Here is a 16,728-nt window from a genome sequence, read left to right as displayed (position 1 = left end):
TTGAGTGAACGATTGGGGTGAATCGATGAAAAAAGGGATATTTCACATGTTTTTAGTTGGCATACTCAGCCTATCTCTTTCGGAATGTCAGACGAAGATGAAGAAGGTATCGGAATCAAAAGAACCGGAACTTGCGGAGGAAAAAATCATATTAAAGGTTCGAAATCCGAAAGTGGAAATATCTACGCAGTTCGAACAAATGGTAAACGCTTATGAAAAGAAAAATCCAAACGTAGATATTCAGATTCACACCGTGGGCGGGGCCGCCGATGACCTTTCTGACCTGAAAGCACAGATGGCTGCCGGTAACGGTCCTGCTATTTTTACAAACACCGGATACGAACATGCCAAACACTGGAGTGAATATTTGGAGGATCTTACGGACCAGCCATGGGTCGAACATGCATATGAAGATACGTTAACCCCAATGAAGTTGAATGGGAAAATTTATGGAATGCCATTTAATCTCGAAGGATTCGGATTCATTTATAATAAGGATTTATTTCATAAGGCAGGCATTGATACGTTGCCGAATACGCTAACTGAATTAATAGAAGCGGCGGAAAAGTTGAAAAAAGCAGGGATTACTCCTTTTGCAAACGGTTATTATGAAGGGTGGAAATTGGGTGACCACCTATTGAGTATTGCATTTGCAAAACAAGAAGATCCAGTTGCTTTTATAAAAGGCCTAAATGACGGGACGAGAAAAATTGAGAACAATCAAACATTCAAAGATGTGATCAAGTTGCTCGATGTAACAACAAAATATGGAAACGATAGTCCGCTCGCAACAGATTACAACATGGAATTGAATTTATTTGCAAAGGGACAAGCAGCGATGATACTACAAGGAAACTGGATTCAGCCGATCATTGATCAACTGTCACCAAATATGAACATAGGAATGCTGCCAATACCAATTAATGACGAGCCTAACAATGATGCCTTAGTTGTCGGTGTTCCGAATTACTGGGTTGTAAACAAACAAGCAACACCAGAAAAGAAAAAAGAAGCGAAAAAATTTTTAAACTGGATGGTTTCTTCAAAACAAGGAAAAATGTTTATGACGGAACGTTTGAAATATATTCCTGCGTTTGAAAACATAGAGACGGACCATTTAGGACCCCTCGCGGATGAAATTATCCGTTACTCAACAGCGGGAAAGACGTTATCTTCCAACTGGTTTCATTTTCCTGTGGGAGTAAAAGCTGAATTTGGCACTGCAATGCAGCTTTACGTAGGAAAACAGCTGAATCGTGAACAATTGCTGCAAGAGTTTCAGAAGTCCTGGGATAATGCTGCAAGCCAATAATTCGCCTTCATCGTATAGAGATTCACATTCAAAAGTTGATCAATCCGCTGATTAGCTCTTTATAAATGCCCGCATTTTTTGCAGGCATTTTTTTAATAATCTGCCGGAAAGCACGATATCAATTTAAGACAACATTCTAATCAATATAAGCCATATCCACAGAATTTGACCTAAACTATAATGATATTTGTAAATGAAACACGGTTTGAATGCTGCTAGATTTCTAGTAAACATTCATAAAAAAATTAAGGGAGGAAGAAGATGAACATCAAAAGTCTTGTTAAACAAGCAACAGTCGTTACGCTTGGTACAGCAATTCTAGTAGGCGGAGGGGCACCGCTCTCGTTTGCAAAACAAAAAGACACATTGGATCACAAAGAAACGTATGGGACTTCTCAAATCACTCGTTCAGATATGTACAACATCATCAAACAACATGATGATCCAAGATTTGAAGTACCTCAGTTCGATGCATCCACAATTAAAAACATTCCTTCAGCAAAAAAGTATGATGAGAATGGCAAGCTGATGGATATAGACGTATGGGACACTTGGCCGCTTCAAAACGCTGATGGAACAGTGGCAGAATATAAAGGCTACCATATCGTTTTCGGTTTAGCAGGAGACCCTGACAATGGAAGCGACACTTTTATATACATGTTCTATAAAAAAGTTGGCGATCATTCACTTGATAGCTGGAAAAATGCCGGCAGAGTATTTAAGGATAGTGATAAATACGCTGCAAACGATCCGTATTTAAAAGATCAAGCTGAAGAATGGTCAGGATCTGCAACTTTAACGTCTGACGGAGAAGTTCGCCTATTTTACACAAATCGCCATCCATGGGATGGAGAAAAACACTTAGGTAAACAAACGTTAACAACAGCTCAAGTGAATCTATCTCAACCAGATGCTGATACACTAAAAATTAAAGGTGTTGAAGATTTTAAATCGATCTTTGAAGGTGGAAACGGTAAAGTTTATCAAAATGTTGATCAAGCTTTCAGTGAAGGTAATTTCATGAATAACCATACATTGAGAGATCCTCATTATATTGAAGATAATGGCCATAAGTATCTTATTTTTGAAGCAAATACGGGAACAGAATATGGTTATGAAGGCGAAGAATCACTATACAATAAAGCTTACTATGGCGGAAGTAATAAATTCTTCCAAGCTGAAAAGAATAAGCTGTTAAAAAGCTCGAAAAAGGAGCTGGCTACTTTAGCAAATGGTGCAATAGGAATCATTGAAATCAATGATGATTATACTTTGAATAAAGTAATGAAACCATTGGTTGTGTCAAATACAGTAACAGATGAAATTGAGCGTCCGAACATCTTTAAAAAGGATGGCAAATGGTATTTATTCACAAGCTCAAGAGGATCTAAAATGACAATTGACGGTATTGATGACGAAGACATTTACTTGTTAGGTTATGTGTCCGATTCCTTAACTGGACCATACAAGCCACTCAATAAAACCGGACTTGTATTACATCATGATCTTGATCCTTATGACATTACTTGGAATTATGCTCATTATGCGATCCCACAAAAGGATAGCGATAATGTGGTTGTAACAAGCTACATGACAAACAGAGGTTACTTTGAGGACCATCACTCTACGTTTGCACCAAGCTTTTTACTTAATATTAAAGGACCAAAAACATCTGTTGTAAAAGATAGTATCCTTGAACAAGGACAAATCACAATTAACGAATAATGTTGTAAAAAAAGAAAGTGTCAATCATGATTGGCATTTTCTTTTTGCTTTGACTTTATTTTTAGAGGGCGGTGAGTTTGATTGGACAAACGAGTAAAAAATAAAAGGAGATATAAGCCGTTGGTTTTTTTGATTACGAGCTTACTGATCATGACTGCCATCGGATTAGTGTATCACTTTGTCTTTAAGTCTCGTGAACCAACAGTTGAGCAACAAGCGGATAAGTCACAGGAATCGACTCATACACATAAAAAGCCCTCATACCGTGCAAAATACCACTTTACTACACCAGACAACTGGAAAAATGATCCTCAGAGGCCGATCTATTTGGATGGAAAATATCATTACTATTATCTCTATAATGGTGATTATCCAAATGGAAATGGAACTGAATGGCGACATGCCACATCAGAAGATTTGGTGCACTGGAATGATGAAGGGATAGCCATTCCAAAATATACAAACGAAAATGGAGATCCATGGTCAGGATCAGTCGTTATTGACAAGGAAAATACAGCGGGGTTTGGAAAAGGCGCTCTCATTGCGATTGTGACACAGCCCTCTAAGGATGGAGGCCAGCAGGAACAGTTTTTATGGTACAGTAATGACCACGGAAAAACATTTACCTCATATAGTGACGATCCTATCATGCCAAATCCGGGAACAAAAGATTTTCGAGATCCGAAAATCATTTGGGATGATAGTAGCCATAAATGGATCATGGTCATGGCGGAAGGAACAAAAATAGGCTTTTATGAATCTCACAATTTAAAAGATTGGAATTATATGAGTAGTTTCGTTACGGAACATATCGGAATCGTAGAGTGCCCTGATCTTTATGTAATGCGAGCCAATAACGGGACATTCAAATGGGTGCTTGGTGTTAGTGCAAATGGTAAATCGCGAGGCAGGCCCAATACTTACGCCTACTGGACCGGAAATTTTGATGGAAAGGAATTCTTTCCGGATCACCACGAACCTCAATGGCTGGACTATGGCTTTGATTGGTACGGCGGAGTGACGTTTGAGGGCGGAAAGGAAAAAGAAAAATACAACAAACGTTATGCCTTTGCGTGGATGAATAATTGGGATTATGCCCATCAAACACCAACAATGCAAGAAGGGTTTAACGGAATGGACTCGATTGTTCGCCAAATTGAACTAAAGCATGACAAAGACAATAATTATCATCTAGTCTCTCAACCAATTAACGCTTTAAATAAATTAACAAAGGCTACAGATACCTATGAACAAATTGAAGTAAACGGCTCAAAAACACTTCATGTAACCGGTGATGTATATCAGTTGGAGACGGATATCTCTTGGTCAGAACTGAAAAATGTAGGTTTAAGGCTTCGGGAATCAGCGGATCAAGAACGCCATGTCGATGTAGGCATTTTTGCAGAAGGAAATTATTTTTATGTCAATCGATCATTAACAAACCACTCTGACAAAAATAATCAATCGGTAGAAAGCACAACACCATTTGATGCTGGTAAACGGCAAGCTCACTTAAAGATTATTGTTGATAAAAGTAGTATTGAAGTCTTTGTCGATAATGGAAGGTTCACACATTCAAATTTAATATACCCAAAATCAGATGATCAAGGAATCACCTTTTTCTCCGAAGGCGGTACAGCGATCTTTAAAAATGTGACAATCAAACATCTTGGTTCGATTCATTAAGATGACCAAACTGGTTTTTTTTAGATGGAGAAATGAAATATGTCGAACGATTTATGAATGGATATAAAGCTTTTTTAAACACTATGTAGTGTAAGCCCGGTTCCACACAAGAACAATTGAACTGCACCCTGTCAAGTAGACAGTAAAAATAAGCAAAACACACTAAACAGCTTTAGCCCTTTATTCCACTGGGTTGAGGCCGTTTAGTTTTTCTTGTAAACGATTATGGTTGTATTTATCCATATCATGTTGAAGCTGCTCAAATGTCTCGTACGAATGTGGTTGAGATAAATTCGAAAATTGAGCAAACCTATATAACCGCGAAATTATAGGCTACAGTTCAAATCCTCAAAAAGATGCCGCCTTGGTTCAGAAAGCCTTCTCTTCGATTGATGGTAATCTTAAAGAAATAGAACTTTTTCATACAGATCGTGGAAATGAATTTAAAAATCAAGCCATAGAAGAGCTACTTGAAGCCTTTAGAATTGATCGTTCTTTGAGCATGAAGGGCTGTCCTTATGATAATGCGGTCGCTGAAGCTACATATAAGGTGATTAAGACAGAGTTTGTCTATGGAGAAACATTCGAAAGCCAGAAACAATTAATTAGACCTGGCCTTATTTGATTATGTTCACTGGTATAATCACATCCGAATTCATGGAACTCTAGGCTATCTCAGCCCAATCGAATTCAAGAAGAAACACCTTAACAAGATTGTCTAGTTTTGTGTTGACAATCCAATCGGGGTCATGGAAAAAGGCTGGGTATGGAGCCCCATACTCAGCCTTTTTCTTATACAATATGAACTTTCAGGCCGTTTTCTGTAAAAATATCAACCATCGCATTTTCTGCTTTTTCCTTATCCGGTCCGTGAACCTCCAGCTTATAATCGTCCTTATCAGATAACGACACACTTAATCCTAAGAAGCTTTTGACGTCAATGACTTTGTGGGGAGTATGTAACACAATACTCGAATCAAACTTGTTTGCCGTATGAACGATGTTCAGCACTTTCCTGCTTTCTTTTGAACCTGTTTCCAATCCCTTTGCAACATTCAGCCCGGCATTCATTTTTTTCTCATCCATTCCAATCAACCTCTCTTTTATTTTTCCCTCTGTGAAGATCCCCTGTGAATTTCAAGCGAATTGGTTGATCTATGTTGAGCGGCATTTCCAGCAACAGTTCAGAGTGTTATAGAAGTATATTTATTATGTTCAAAACGAGGGTGAATTTTCAAGAGGATCTTTGAAATTTATATTATTAGGCAAATAAGGATAATAAAAAAATAAGTAAGGTTATATATTTATCCAAAATATATTCCTATAATTATGACCAAGCTTTCTTAAGGAATCCGCATTTTGTAAGGGGATACATGTAAGGGCCATGGTCACAATGGAGCCGCTTTTGCAATGATAGAAAGGGCCTGACCAAATCAAAAAGACAGGTTTTTATTATAAATAAATCAACACATGGAGGGACTGCAGATGATCAATTTAGGTATTCGAGCACATGACCTTGAACGTTTACCTTTGGAACAATTAGTCGAAACGATTTCCGGAAAAGGGTTAACATCCGTTCAGCTGGCCTTGGCAAAATCGATTGGGGAGGAAAGTACGGAAACAGGCAGTTTGAGCCCGGGCTTCGCTCATTACGTCGGCAGGACTTTTTCGGACAGGAATGTTCAAATTGCCGTTCTTGGCTGTTACATCAATATGATTCACCCTGATTATGACGAAAGAAGAAAAGCGCTGGACCGGTTCAAGGAGCATATCCGGTATGCCCGTGATTTCGGATGCAGCATTGTAGGGACGGAAACGGGGAATGTGCATCCGGAAATCGTGTACACAGAAGCGAACTTTCATGAACAGCCTTTTTTGGACGTCGTACAAAGTGTTCGTGAGCTTGTAGCAGAAGCCGAAAAATTCGGTGTGATTGTCGGAATCGAAGGGGGAGTCAATCACCCGATCTATTCCCCGGCCGTCATGAAGAGGCTGTTGGATTGTGTAGATTCTAATAATCTGCAAGTTATTTATGACCCCGTCAACTATTTGACCGTCGAAAACTATGAGCAGCAGGAAGCGATCATTCAGGGAGCGTTTGAACGGTTCGGGAACCGGATCGCGATTATGCATGCGAAAGATTTCCGGATCGAAGACGGTATACTCCAGGTCGTCCCGGTCGGGAAAGGTCTCTTAAACTACGATGCGGTGTTTAAATATATGAAGAAAAAGAAACCGTTCGTCAACATTTTGATGGAAGAGACGAAAGAACCGTATATCAACGAAAGTATCGACTACTTAACAAACAAATACAAGAACGCATAAAACCAATAAAACAAAAAAAATACAGCTGTTTTTTTTTGAATAAAGCACAAAATATTTTTACTTATGTTGATTGTTTTTTGAATTATCTTTATAATGAAAGCGCAGTCAAAAAAATCAGAATATAAAAAACGAGGGATCATGGAGGTAAAGATGATACAGAGCGAAGTGAAACTGGAAAAGGAAACCGTACTGAAACACATAGATTCCCTTATAGAAAACCTGGCGCAGATAAAAGATGACACTGGTGAATTTCTCTTAAATTTTGATGGACTTGTGGTAGATGATAAAAGCTGGCATGTCTGGAATTGGCCGCAGGGTGTGGGTTTGTATGGGATTTACAACTTGTATAAGCTGACGAAAAATGAAAAGGCTTTAAAAACAGTGAAAGAATGGTTTGAAGCGAGGTTTAAAGAAGGGGTCCCGCCGAAAAACGTCAATACGATGGCTCCGTTTCTTACCTTAGCCTATATGTATGAGGACACTCGCGAACAAACCTATGTCCCTTATTTGGAAAAGTGGGCGGATTGGGTCATGTACGATATGCCTCGTACCAAAGAGAACGGTTTGCAGCATATGACCTATGGTCCGCCGAATACCGAACAGTTGTGGGATGACACGTTGATGATGACGGTGCTGCCACTGGCCAAGATTGGTCAGCTGTTGAACAAGCCCGAATATATCGAAGAAGCGAAAAGGCAGTTTTTGATTCATACGAAATATTTATGTGATCCAAAGACAGGTTTATGGTTTCACGGCTGGACATTTGAAGGGAACCACAATTTTGCTAATGCTTTGTGGGGCAGGGGCAACTGCTGGATCACCATCGCTATCCCTGAAATCATTGAAATGCTGGACTTGAAAGAAGGGGATTTCTTCCGGGAGTTTCTTCTCGAGACTATGAATCGCCAGGTCGAGACGTTAGCTGAACACCAAAATGAAAGCGGTTTATGGCATACGCTGATTGACGATCCGGATTCCTATTTGGAAGCATCCGCAACGGCTGGATTTGCGTATGGAATATTGAAGGCGGTCCGAAAACGCTACATTGATGAAAAATATGCAGAAGTCGCCCGCCAGGCGATTCAGGGTGTCGCAAACGAAATCAATGAAGACGGAGCCGTTCAAAAAGTTTCTGTCGGAACGGGGATGGGGGACTCGCTGGAATTCTACAAGGAAATTAAGACGACGACGATGCCGTACGGGCAGTCTCTGGCCGTTTTGTGCCTGACGGAATATCTGCACACATATATCTGATCAGATTCACAATCCTTACACGAGTCATGATGGTGGTCCGTGTAAACCTTTAAAACTTACAGGGGAGGAAAGAGCATGAAAAGGAATGTCATCTTGTTGTTAGTAGGTGCATGTATCCTTACGCTGATCACGGGTTGCAGCTTGAATGCAAAAGCGGGTGATCAGGTCGTTTTACGTTTTGCTTATGCCAGTAATGCACCGCCTGTCAAAGAGGCGATGGCAGAGTTTGGTCGGTTGCTTGAAGAGAAAACAGATGGTGAAGTCACCGTCAAATATTATCCGGACTCGCAATTGGGCGGGGAACGGGAATTGATTGAGTTGACCCAGACAGGGGCGGTCGACATCACCAAGGTCAGTGGATCTGCTCTGGAAAGTTTTTCTGACCGCTATTCGATTTTTTCCATCCCGTATTTATTTGATGGAGAAGAACATTTCTACAATGTCATGGAAAATGAAGAAATCATGGAGCCGATTTATCAATCGACTTCCGATCTTGGGTTTGTCGGATTGACATACTATGATTCTGGCCAGAGAAGTTTCTATATGAAAGACGGCCCTCTGGAATCCCCGGAAGATATTAAAGGGAAGAAGATCAGAGTGATGCAGAGTGAGACGGCCATTGAAATGATCGAACTGCTCGGCGGTTCCCCGACACCTATGGGCAGTGGAGAAGTGTACACCTCTTTACAGCAAGGGATTATTGATGGGGCAGAAAATAATGAATTCGTCTTAGTGACAGCTGGCCATGGAGAAGTGGCGAAGTATTATTCTTATGATCAGCATACGAGAGTGCCTGACATTGTGGTCATGAATGAAGCCACGTTGAATAAATTGACACCTGAACAAAGGGAAGCGGTTCATGAAGCGGCGGAAGAATCAACGGAATACGAGAAGAAAGTATGGAAAGCGGCCGTTGAAAAAGAAAAGCAGCTGGCGATAGAAGAGCACGGCGTAGAATTTAATGAAGTGGATAACACACCTTTTAAAGAAGCCGTACAGCCCCTTCACGACGAATTCAAAAATAATGAAGAGTTCAAGGATCTGTATGAAGCGATACAAGAAATGAGCGGTCAATAAGTAAGGGGGGAATCAAATGGAAACAGTGAAAAAGTACGTGGACAAAATACTCTTGGGTGTAACGGCTACTTTGTTTCTTATTATGGTAGCGGTTACAACGTGGCAGGTCATTGCCCGTTATGTTTTGAGCAACCCGAGTACTATCACGGAGGAGTTTATACGATTCAGTCTGATCTGGCTTTCGATGTTAGCCGCCTCGTATGTCGTGGGAAAAAGGAGTCACATCGCCTTCACGATGATCAGTGACCGGTTCAAAGGAAAGAACAAAGTAGTGTTAGAGCTTTTTATACAATCCGCCTTTTTACTCTTTTCGTTGGCCATCATGACATATGGTGGAGTGAAAGCCATCTCGATTACGATGTCCCAGCTGTCCCCTTCCTTAGGGATACCGGTGGGATTCGTGTATCTGTCCCTGCCGGTATCAGGTTTGTTGATCACGTTCTACAGTATCGTCAATATGGTTCAGTTATTAAAAAAAGATAAAACTCCGGCTATGGAAAAAAGGGATAGTGTGGAATACGAAAAAGCAGGTGAAGTTCTATGATCTTACAGGCTAGCTTAATTTTGGTCCTTGTCTTTGCAGTTCTTCTGGCGGTAGGTATACCGATAGCAATCAGTATTGCCGTTTCGTCTTTAGCTACCATCTTACTGATTCTGCCTATCGATATAGCGGTTTTCTCCTCAGCTCAAAAGATGGTAGCCAGTATCGACAGCTTTTCTTTGATAGCGGTTCCATTCTTCATTTTATCCGGAATTATTATGAATAACGGCGGGATTGCCGCGAAGTTGGTGGACTTTTCTAAGCTGTTGGCGGGGAGAGTCCCGGGTTCTCTTTCCCATACGAACGTTATCGGAAACAGTCTGTTCGGTTCGATTTCCAGCTCTGCAATCGCTGCCTCCACGGCGATCGGTGGGGTCATGGTCCCGCTGCAGGAAAAAGAAGGGTACGACCGGAAATTTGCAGCGGCCGTCAATATTGCCTCAGCTCCGGCTGGAATGGTCATCCCTCCAAGTACCGGTTTCATCATTTTCTCCCTCATCAGTGGAGGGACTTCGATCGCAGCTCTGTTCATGGGCGGATATGTCGTCGGTGTCCTCTGGGCTCTCGCGATTATGATTGTTTCTTACATCATTGCGAAGAAAAGAAAATATCCGGTTGTGACCGAGAAAACCAATTTGAATGTGAAAAAAATCGTTTGGGAAGCTGTTCCGAGTATCCTGTTGATTTTTATTATTATCGGAGGAATACTGACTGGTGTGTTTACGGCAGTTGAAGCATCAGCTATTGCTGTCGTGTACTCTTTCATTTTGGCTTTCTTCTTTTATAAGACGATCACGTTGAAACAGCTGCCACATGTGATGGCCCAGGCCGTTGAAATGACAGGAGTGATCATGCTTCTGATTGCTGCTTCTTCTTTAATGTCATTTGCTATGGCTTTCACAGGTATTCCGGCAGCGCTCAGCAGCCTGGTGTTAGGCATTTCTGATAATCCGATCATCATTTTGCTTGTCATGAACCTTGTCCTGCTGTTAATCGGTACGGTCATGGACGTAGCGCCGGCGATTCTGATTTTCACCCCGATTTTTATGCCCATTGCTACAGGTATTGGTATAGACCCTGTTCACTTTGGAATCTTCTTCATTCTCAACTTGTGTGTCGGTACCATCACACCTCCGGTTGGAACAGGACTCTTTGTAGGATCGAGTGTAGGGAAAGTGAAGATTGAACAAGTACTGAAGCCGCTCCTTCCATTCTATGCAGCGATTTTCGTTTTACTTATGCTAGTCACATACTTTCCGCAAATCAGCTTGTTCTTACCGAACCTGCTGGGATTATAACGCATAAGCACACCGCGTGATCAATCATGGTGTGCTTTTCATAGACTTTCTTTAATTAACTGAATTTTCTTTTATATTTTCAACCTATTTGCCATAACAAAGGGATAGCCGTTTGCAACTGTTCCAAATAATGAAAAAAGGTGATGAAACATGTATTTGAAAAAATCTTCTCTTGTTAAAAAGGTATGTATGATCGCTTTAGTCGTCCCTCTGCTGATGACGGGGACGTTCAGTGCTTCCGCCTCTGATTGGAAAAAAGACGAGGGAACAGGAAATGGTGCAGGTGTGCAGTTGGAATATCTCGACCGGGGACTGGTTGCGGCGTCTACATCTGAAGGGATATTCCTGAGCTGGAGGTTGTTGGCTGACGAAGTGACCGGTTCTTCCGGCACAGGTCTGACGGGTTTAACTTTTCACGTCTATCGTAACGGAAATAAGATTGCCACAGTGGAAGACAGTACGAACTATTTGGACAAGGACGGGACCGATCAATCGGAATATTATGTATCCGCTATAAGGGACGGGAAAGAAATCGACCAAAGTTCATCCGTTTCTCCATGGGAAAATCAGTATTATGATCTTCCGCTTGTGAAACCGGAAGATGGGACGACACCTGCTGGAGAAACTTATACATATTCCGCTAACGACATGAGTGTAGGGGATGTGGATGGCGACGGACAGTACGAATACTTTGTGAAATGGGATCCATCAAACTCGAAAGACGTCTCCCAGGTAGGCTATACCGGAAATACATACATCGATGCCTATGAGCTTGACGGAACCCTCCTTTACCGCCTTGATTTAGGAGTGAATATCAGGTCGGGGGCGCATTATACGCAGTTCTTAGCCTATGATTTTGACGGAAACGGAAAATCAGAATTGATGCTGAAAACGGCTCCCGGTACAAAGATCATCCAGTACGATAAGGCGGGGAATGTAACATCGGAGGAATTCATCACGATGTCTGAAGAAGACAGGAAAAATGGCTACAGTCATAAGGATGATTACCGGATGAGCAGTGATGATTATTATGAGCACGTTGTAGAGATGTTCATGAACTGGCATGAGCACGAGGAAGTGACAAGTGGTCATTGGCCGGAGACGCTTGAGGAAGCTTTCGGAATTGAGAAACGGTACAGCTATCCGTTATCAAGGGAAGATGCGGAAAGTCTGACGGATTACTTCATGGATGAGTATGCTCCAAGTAGAAGCAGCCGTAACAACTTAAGGGAATTTGAAGGCTTCATAGTGGAAGGGCCTGAATATTTGACCGTATTCAACGGGGCGACGGGTGATGAAATGGATACGATCCATTACAAACCGGGACGCCAAGATGATGGTCTTATGTGGGGAGACTATGCGATGTCGAGAATTGAGCCCGGTAACCGGGTCGACCGTTTTCTCGCAGGAGTCGGTTACCTCGACGGGGAACAGCCTTACGCCATTTTCGCGCGTGGTTACTACACTAGAGCTGCCCTTGTGTCTTACAGCTGGGATGGAAAGCGCATTGAGGAACACTGGTCGGTGGATAGTGGCTGGACTCCGATGAGCAACCCTTTCAATGACCGGCCCCATGATCAATCAGGGAAGGATGATGAGTTCGCCTCTCTCACCAATCAGGGATTCCACTCATTGAGTGTGGCGGATGTGGATGGTGATGGCAAACAGGAAGTGATCTATGGAGGAGCCGCAATCGATCACGATGGTACGTTGAAGTACAGTTCAAAGGATACATTACCGGCCCAAAGTGCAGCACCGGGGACCGTCGCTAAACTGGGACATGGAGATGCGATGCACGTGACGGATATCGACCCGGACAGACCGGGATTAGAGATATTCTCTGTTCACGAAAATGGTGCCAATGCTCCGTATGGATATGTTTTACGTGACTCTGAGACAGGTGAAGCGATTTATGGCGGCTATACAGGGAAAGATACCGGCCGCGGAATGATCGGGGACATTGACCCTGATCGGAGAGGCTTGGAAACATGGGCGGTTGGAGTATGGACGGCAGATGGTGAACAGATCAGTACGGAAGCACCGGGTACAAACATGAACATCAAGTGGTCTCCGGATATGACGACACAAATCGTTACAGGTGCATTGGAGAACACGCCTTCCATTGAGGACTGGAAAGAAGGTAATCTGCTGACGGCTTCAGGTACGTTGACCAACAATGGTACAAAAGGAAACCCCGCTCTTGTAGCCGATCTATTCGGTGACTGGCGAGAAGAATTGCTGTTGAGAACAGAGGACAGTTCTGCCATTCGGATGTATCTCAGTACAGAGGTGACGGATCACAAATTATATACATTGATGCACGACCAGCAATATCGGGTGGAAATCGCAAGACAAAACTCTGCGTATAATCAGCCCGCCTACACCAGCTTCTATTTCGGATCGGATATGAACTGGGATAGCGTTCCTGTTCCGGATTTCTCGACTTCCGGTGTCCTGTCGGTGTTACAAAACAGGATGAATGAATATGAGGAAAGCGGAGAACTGACGGGTCCTTTACTCCATCAGTTAACGAACACGTTGAAACAGGTCAGGCACCATTTTGAAAAAGGATCGGAAAAGCAGGCGCTCAAATTTTTGAATAAGTATGAGGAACGGCTTAAAGATGAAACGAAGCAGAAACACATCTCTCTTCAGGCTAAAAGAAACTTGACCTATTATGTTCACCTCTTAACCGATCAGTGGGAAAGGAAGGGGAATAAGGAGGACAAAGGAAGATAAAAAATCCGGGAGGTCGCCTTACAGATGACTGGGGGCGGCTTTTCTATTGACCATACAGAAAGAGTGGATGCCAATTATTGTGTAACAGGTGCCCGTATGACCTTTACGGAAGTGCGAGTTTGTATATGTTCCTTTTTGTTCGTTTCTATATTATAATGAGGGAGTGTGAAGGAATAAGGAGGATAAAATGATGTTATCTATTGAACGATATGAAACCATTTTAAATAAATTGGAAACGGACAAAGCGGTCAAAGTCTCTCAGCTAAGCCAATTACTTGGTGTAACGGAAAAAACCGTCCGAATCGATTTAGAAGCTTTGGAGAAAAAAGGGTTATTGAAGAGAATTCATGGTGGTGCAGTGTTGGAAAACAAGGAGGGGAAAATATTACCTGTCAGGGAGAGGCAGTCCAGCCATACAGAAATTAAGGACGCTATCGCAAGGGAAGCGGTAAGGCTGATTGAACCACATGAAACGATTCTGATGGATGGAGGAAGTACGACGAGTGCGATTTCGGAAAGGCTCGGCAACTTCCCGGTGACCGTGATTACAAACGATATCAAGATCGCGCACATTGTTCATGATAAAGAAAATGTTCAGCTGGTCGTACTAGGAGGTACCCGGATCCATCATTCTTCTTCATTGCTTGGGGATCAGGCTACAGAAGCTTTGAAAAGGCTGAGGGTGAATCGTCTTTTCTTTGGAACGACAGGCTTTTCTATTGAACATGGTTTAACCGTACTCAATAGCCTGCACGCTGATTGGAAAAGGAAGATTATAGATTGTGCCGATCATGTCACCCTCGTAGCAGATTCTACGAAGTTCGAAAAAGTAGCTTTGGTGCAATTTGCCGAGATAACAGATGTTAACGAACTTATAACGGACGATCAATTAGCCCACTCTGCCATAAAAGAGATAGAGAATAAAGGGGTTAATGTGAGGGTTGCAACGAAATAATAGTGGATTAATAGTGTGGGTAGGTTGAATTTTTCGGAATCAAATGGTAGAATACAAACTGTAATGAACATTTATGAACAAAAGAGGGCTTTCAATTCAGGGAGGTAAATCATTTGATAGAATCGCTTTTTTCTTTAAAAGGAAAAGTTGCATTAGTGACGGGTTCCAGCAGAGGGCTGGGACAGGGGATTGCGGTCGGTCTTGCAAAGGCCGGCGCAGACATTATTGGTGTAAGCTCTGGAAATGGTAAGTCGGACACGAAGGATCTTGTTGAGGGTTCAGGATCGAAATATTATGAATTAACGGCAGATCTTACGGATCCTGAAGCAGCCAAACAGCTGGCTTCAGAGGCTGCCTTATTGACTGGAAATGTGGATATTTTAGTCAACAACGCTGGGATCATCCGGCGCAATCCTGCAGCGGAGCATTCTGATAAGGATTGGGAGAGTGTCATCAACATTAACCAGAACTCCGTTTTCTATTTATCCCGTGAAATCGGAAAGCATATGCTGGAGCGTGGATCTGGAAAAATCATTAACATCGCTTCCATGCTATCTTTTCAGGGAGGTTTGACCGTTCCGGGATATACCGCCAGTAAACATGCTGTGGCCGGAATCACGAAATCCTTAGCTAATGAATGGGCCAGTAAAGGCTTAAATGTAAACGCTATCGCTCCGGGATATTTTGCGACAGACAATACAGCGCCGATTCGTGAAAATCAAGAGCGTAAATCCTCTATTGAAGCAAGGATCCCTCAGGGGCGGTGGGGAAAGCCGGAAGATTTGCAGGGAGCAGCTATTTTCCTCGCGTCTGATGCGGCGAACTACATGAATGGTCACATCCTTTGCGTTGATGGCGGATGGATGAGCTCTTAATCGATCACTTATTCAGTATTCAGAAAAAATAAGGAAGGTGAATGAAATGGAAATAAGATACGCAACCAATCCAACAGATTTCAAAAAGTACGATGGAGAAAGAATCCGGAACGACTTCTTAGTTGAAAACCTATTCGTTCAGGGTGAACTGTACATGGTGTACTCCCACTATGATCGCTTGATCACAGGCGGAGCTGTACCAACAGACCAGCCTTTGAAGTTAGAAGATAAAGAAACGTTGAAAACAGAGTATTTCCTAAAGCGTAGAGAGGTCGGTTTTATCAATATCTCGGAAAATGCCGGCAAAGTCACGGTCGATGGTGAATCGTATGAATTGAATAAGCGTGACTGCCTCTATGTCGGAAAAGGTAATAAAGAAGTATCTGTGGAGAGTGTTGATGCTTCTAACCCTGCCAGATTCTATATTGTTTCCGCTCTAGCTCATACCAACTACCCGACTAAAAAGTTAGCCATTGAAGAAGCGACGCCTGCGCACTTGGGTTCAGATGCTGAATCCAACCGCCGTACGATTTATAAGTACATTCATGGTGATGGTATCCAAAGTTGCCAACTGATGATGGGCATGACGTTTCTTGCTCCGAACAACATGTGGAATACGATGCCGCCGCACGTGCATGATCGCCGTATGGAAGCGTACTTATACTTCGATATGGACGAAGAATCCCGTGTATTCCATTTCATGGGCAAGCCGGATGATACCCGTCATATAGTGGTCAAAAATGAACAAGTGGTTCTTTCTCCGCCTTGGTCGATCCACTCCGGTGTCGGTACAAACAATTACACCTTTATCTGGGCCATGGCCGGAGAGAATTATACATTCGATGATATGGATCATGTGAAAATGGAAGAGCTGAAATAAAGGTGATCAGGGAACCATCAGAAGCGGGAGGTTCTCCCCCTCTTCTGGTGGGGATTTTTTA

General features: G+C 42.5%; 13 protein-coding genes and 1 pseudogene. 13 read left to right on the top strand and 1 reads right to left on the bottom strand.

Translation table 11 applies throughout. The annotated features are described in order from the left end of the window. Window positions 1-25 precede the first annotated feature (25 nt). From BTA30_RS18515 to BTA30_RS18500, 4 genes and pseudogenes are all read left to right on the top strand, one after another. Complete coding sequence (locus BTA30_RS18515; protein ID WP_076762759.1) at window positions 26-1,312, top strand: ABC transporter substrate-binding protein; 1,287 nt, start codon at window positions 26-28, stop codon at window positions 1,310-1,312. A gap of 261 nt (window positions 1,313-1,573) precedes the next feature. Further along, window positions 1,574-3,037 carry a glycoside hydrolase family 68 protein gene (locus BTA30_RS18510; RefSeq protein ID WP_076762758.1) on the top strand — a complete coding sequence of 488 codons (1,464 nt, stop codon included), beginning with the start codon at window positions 1,574-1,576 and terminating at the stop codon, window positions 3,035-3,037. A gap of 150 nt (window positions 3,038-3,187) precedes the next feature. Beyond that, complete coding sequence (locus BTA30_RS18505) at window positions 3,188-4,723, top strand: glycoside hydrolase family 32 protein (RefSeq protein WP_076762800.1); 1,536 nt, start codon at window positions 3,188-3,190, stop codon at window positions 4,721-4,723. Window positions 4,724-5,030: 307 nt separating this feature from the next. Beyond that, a pseudogene (locus tag BTA30_RS18500) lies at window positions 5,031-5,445 on the top strand (transposase); the annotation flags it as partial. 70 nt (window positions 5,446-5,515) lie between these two features. Here the strand turns inward: BTA30_RS18500 and BTA30_RS18490 are convergent. Beyond that, complete coding sequence (locus tag BTA30_RS18490; protein WP_239693559.1) at window positions 5,516-5,809, bottom strand: HPr family phosphocarrier protein; 294 nt, start codon at window positions 5,807-5,809, stop codon at window positions 5,516-5,518. 399 nt (window positions 5,810-6,208) lie between these two features. On the opposite strand from BTA30_RS18490, the gene BTA30_RS18485 reads away from it, so the two are divergent. The 9 genes from BTA30_RS18485 (at window position 6,209) to kduI (ending at window position 16,667) form a co-directional block, all read left to right on the top strand. Further along, window positions 6,209-7,048 carry a sugar phosphate isomerase/epimerase family protein gene (locus BTA30_RS18485; protein ID WP_076762756.1) on the top strand — a complete coding sequence of 280 codons (840 nt, stop codon included), beginning with the start codon at window positions 6,209-6,211 and terminating at the stop codon, window positions 7,046-7,048. Window positions 7,049-7,198: 150 nt separating this feature from the next. After that, entirely contained in the window at window positions 7,199-8,302 is a 1,104-nt protein-coding gene (gene bglB, locus BTA30_RS18480) for a beta-galactosidase BglB (RefSeq protein ID WP_083696828.1), read from the top strand. A 75-nt stretch (window positions 8,303-8,377) separates the two neighbouring features. Next, complete coding sequence (locus tag BTA30_RS18475; RefSeq protein WP_076762755.1) at window positions 8,378-9,379, top strand: TRAP transporter substrate-binding protein; 1,002 nt, start codon at window positions 8,378-8,380, stop codon at window positions 9,377-9,379. A gap of 16 nt (window positions 9,380-9,395) precedes the next feature. Beyond that, window positions 9,396-9,923 (top strand): TRAP transporter small permease, encoded by a 528-nt coding sequence (locus BTA30_RS18470; RefSeq protein ID WP_083696829.1) that lies wholly within the window; start codon window positions 9,396-9,398, stop codon window positions 9,921-9,923. Then, window positions 9,920-11,218 carry a TRAP transporter large permease gene (locus tag BTA30_RS18465; protein ID WP_076762754.1) on the top strand — a complete coding sequence of 433 codons (1,299 nt, stop codon included), beginning with the start codon at window positions 9,920-9,922 and terminating at the stop codon, window positions 11,216-11,218. Before BTA30_RS18470 ends, BTA30_RS18465 begins: the two co-directional genes overlap by 4 nt. Before the next feature lie 150 nt (window positions 11,219-11,368). Next, entirely contained in the window at window positions 11,369-13,957 is a 2,589-nt protein-coding gene (locus BTA30_RS18460; protein ID WP_076762753.1) for a rhamnogalacturonan lyase, read from the top strand. 190 nt (window positions 13,958-14,147) lie between these two features. Then, entirely contained in the window at window positions 14,148-14,912 is a 765-nt protein-coding gene (locus BTA30_RS18455; protein WP_076762752.1) for a DeoR/GlpR family DNA-binding transcription regulator, read from the top strand. Window positions 14,913-15,028: 116 nt separating this feature from the next. Then, entirely contained in the window at window positions 15,029-15,787 is a 759-nt protein-coding gene (gene kduD / locus BTA30_RS18450; RefSeq protein WP_076762789.1) for a 2-dehydro-3-deoxy-D-gluconate 5-dehydrogenase KduD, read from the top strand. A gap of 46 nt (window positions 15,788-15,833) precedes the next feature. Beyond that, window positions 15,834-16,667 carry a 5-dehydro-4-deoxy-D-glucuronate isomerase gene (kduI, locus tag BTA30_RS18445; RefSeq protein ID WP_076762751.1) on the top strand — a complete coding sequence of 278 codons (834 nt, stop codon included), beginning with the start codon at window positions 15,834-15,836 and terminating at the stop codon, window positions 16,665-16,667. Window positions 16,668-16,728: the final 61 nt, after the last annotated feature.

The sequence above is a fragment of the Bacillus swezeyi genome (assembly GCF_001969815.1).
GTDB classification, from domain to species: domain Bacteria; phylum Bacillota; class Bacilli; order Bacillales; family Bacillaceae; genus Bacillus; species Bacillus swezeyi.
Note: the sequence above shows the minus strand (reverse complement) of the source record. Positions and strands in the feature narration are given on the sequence as shown.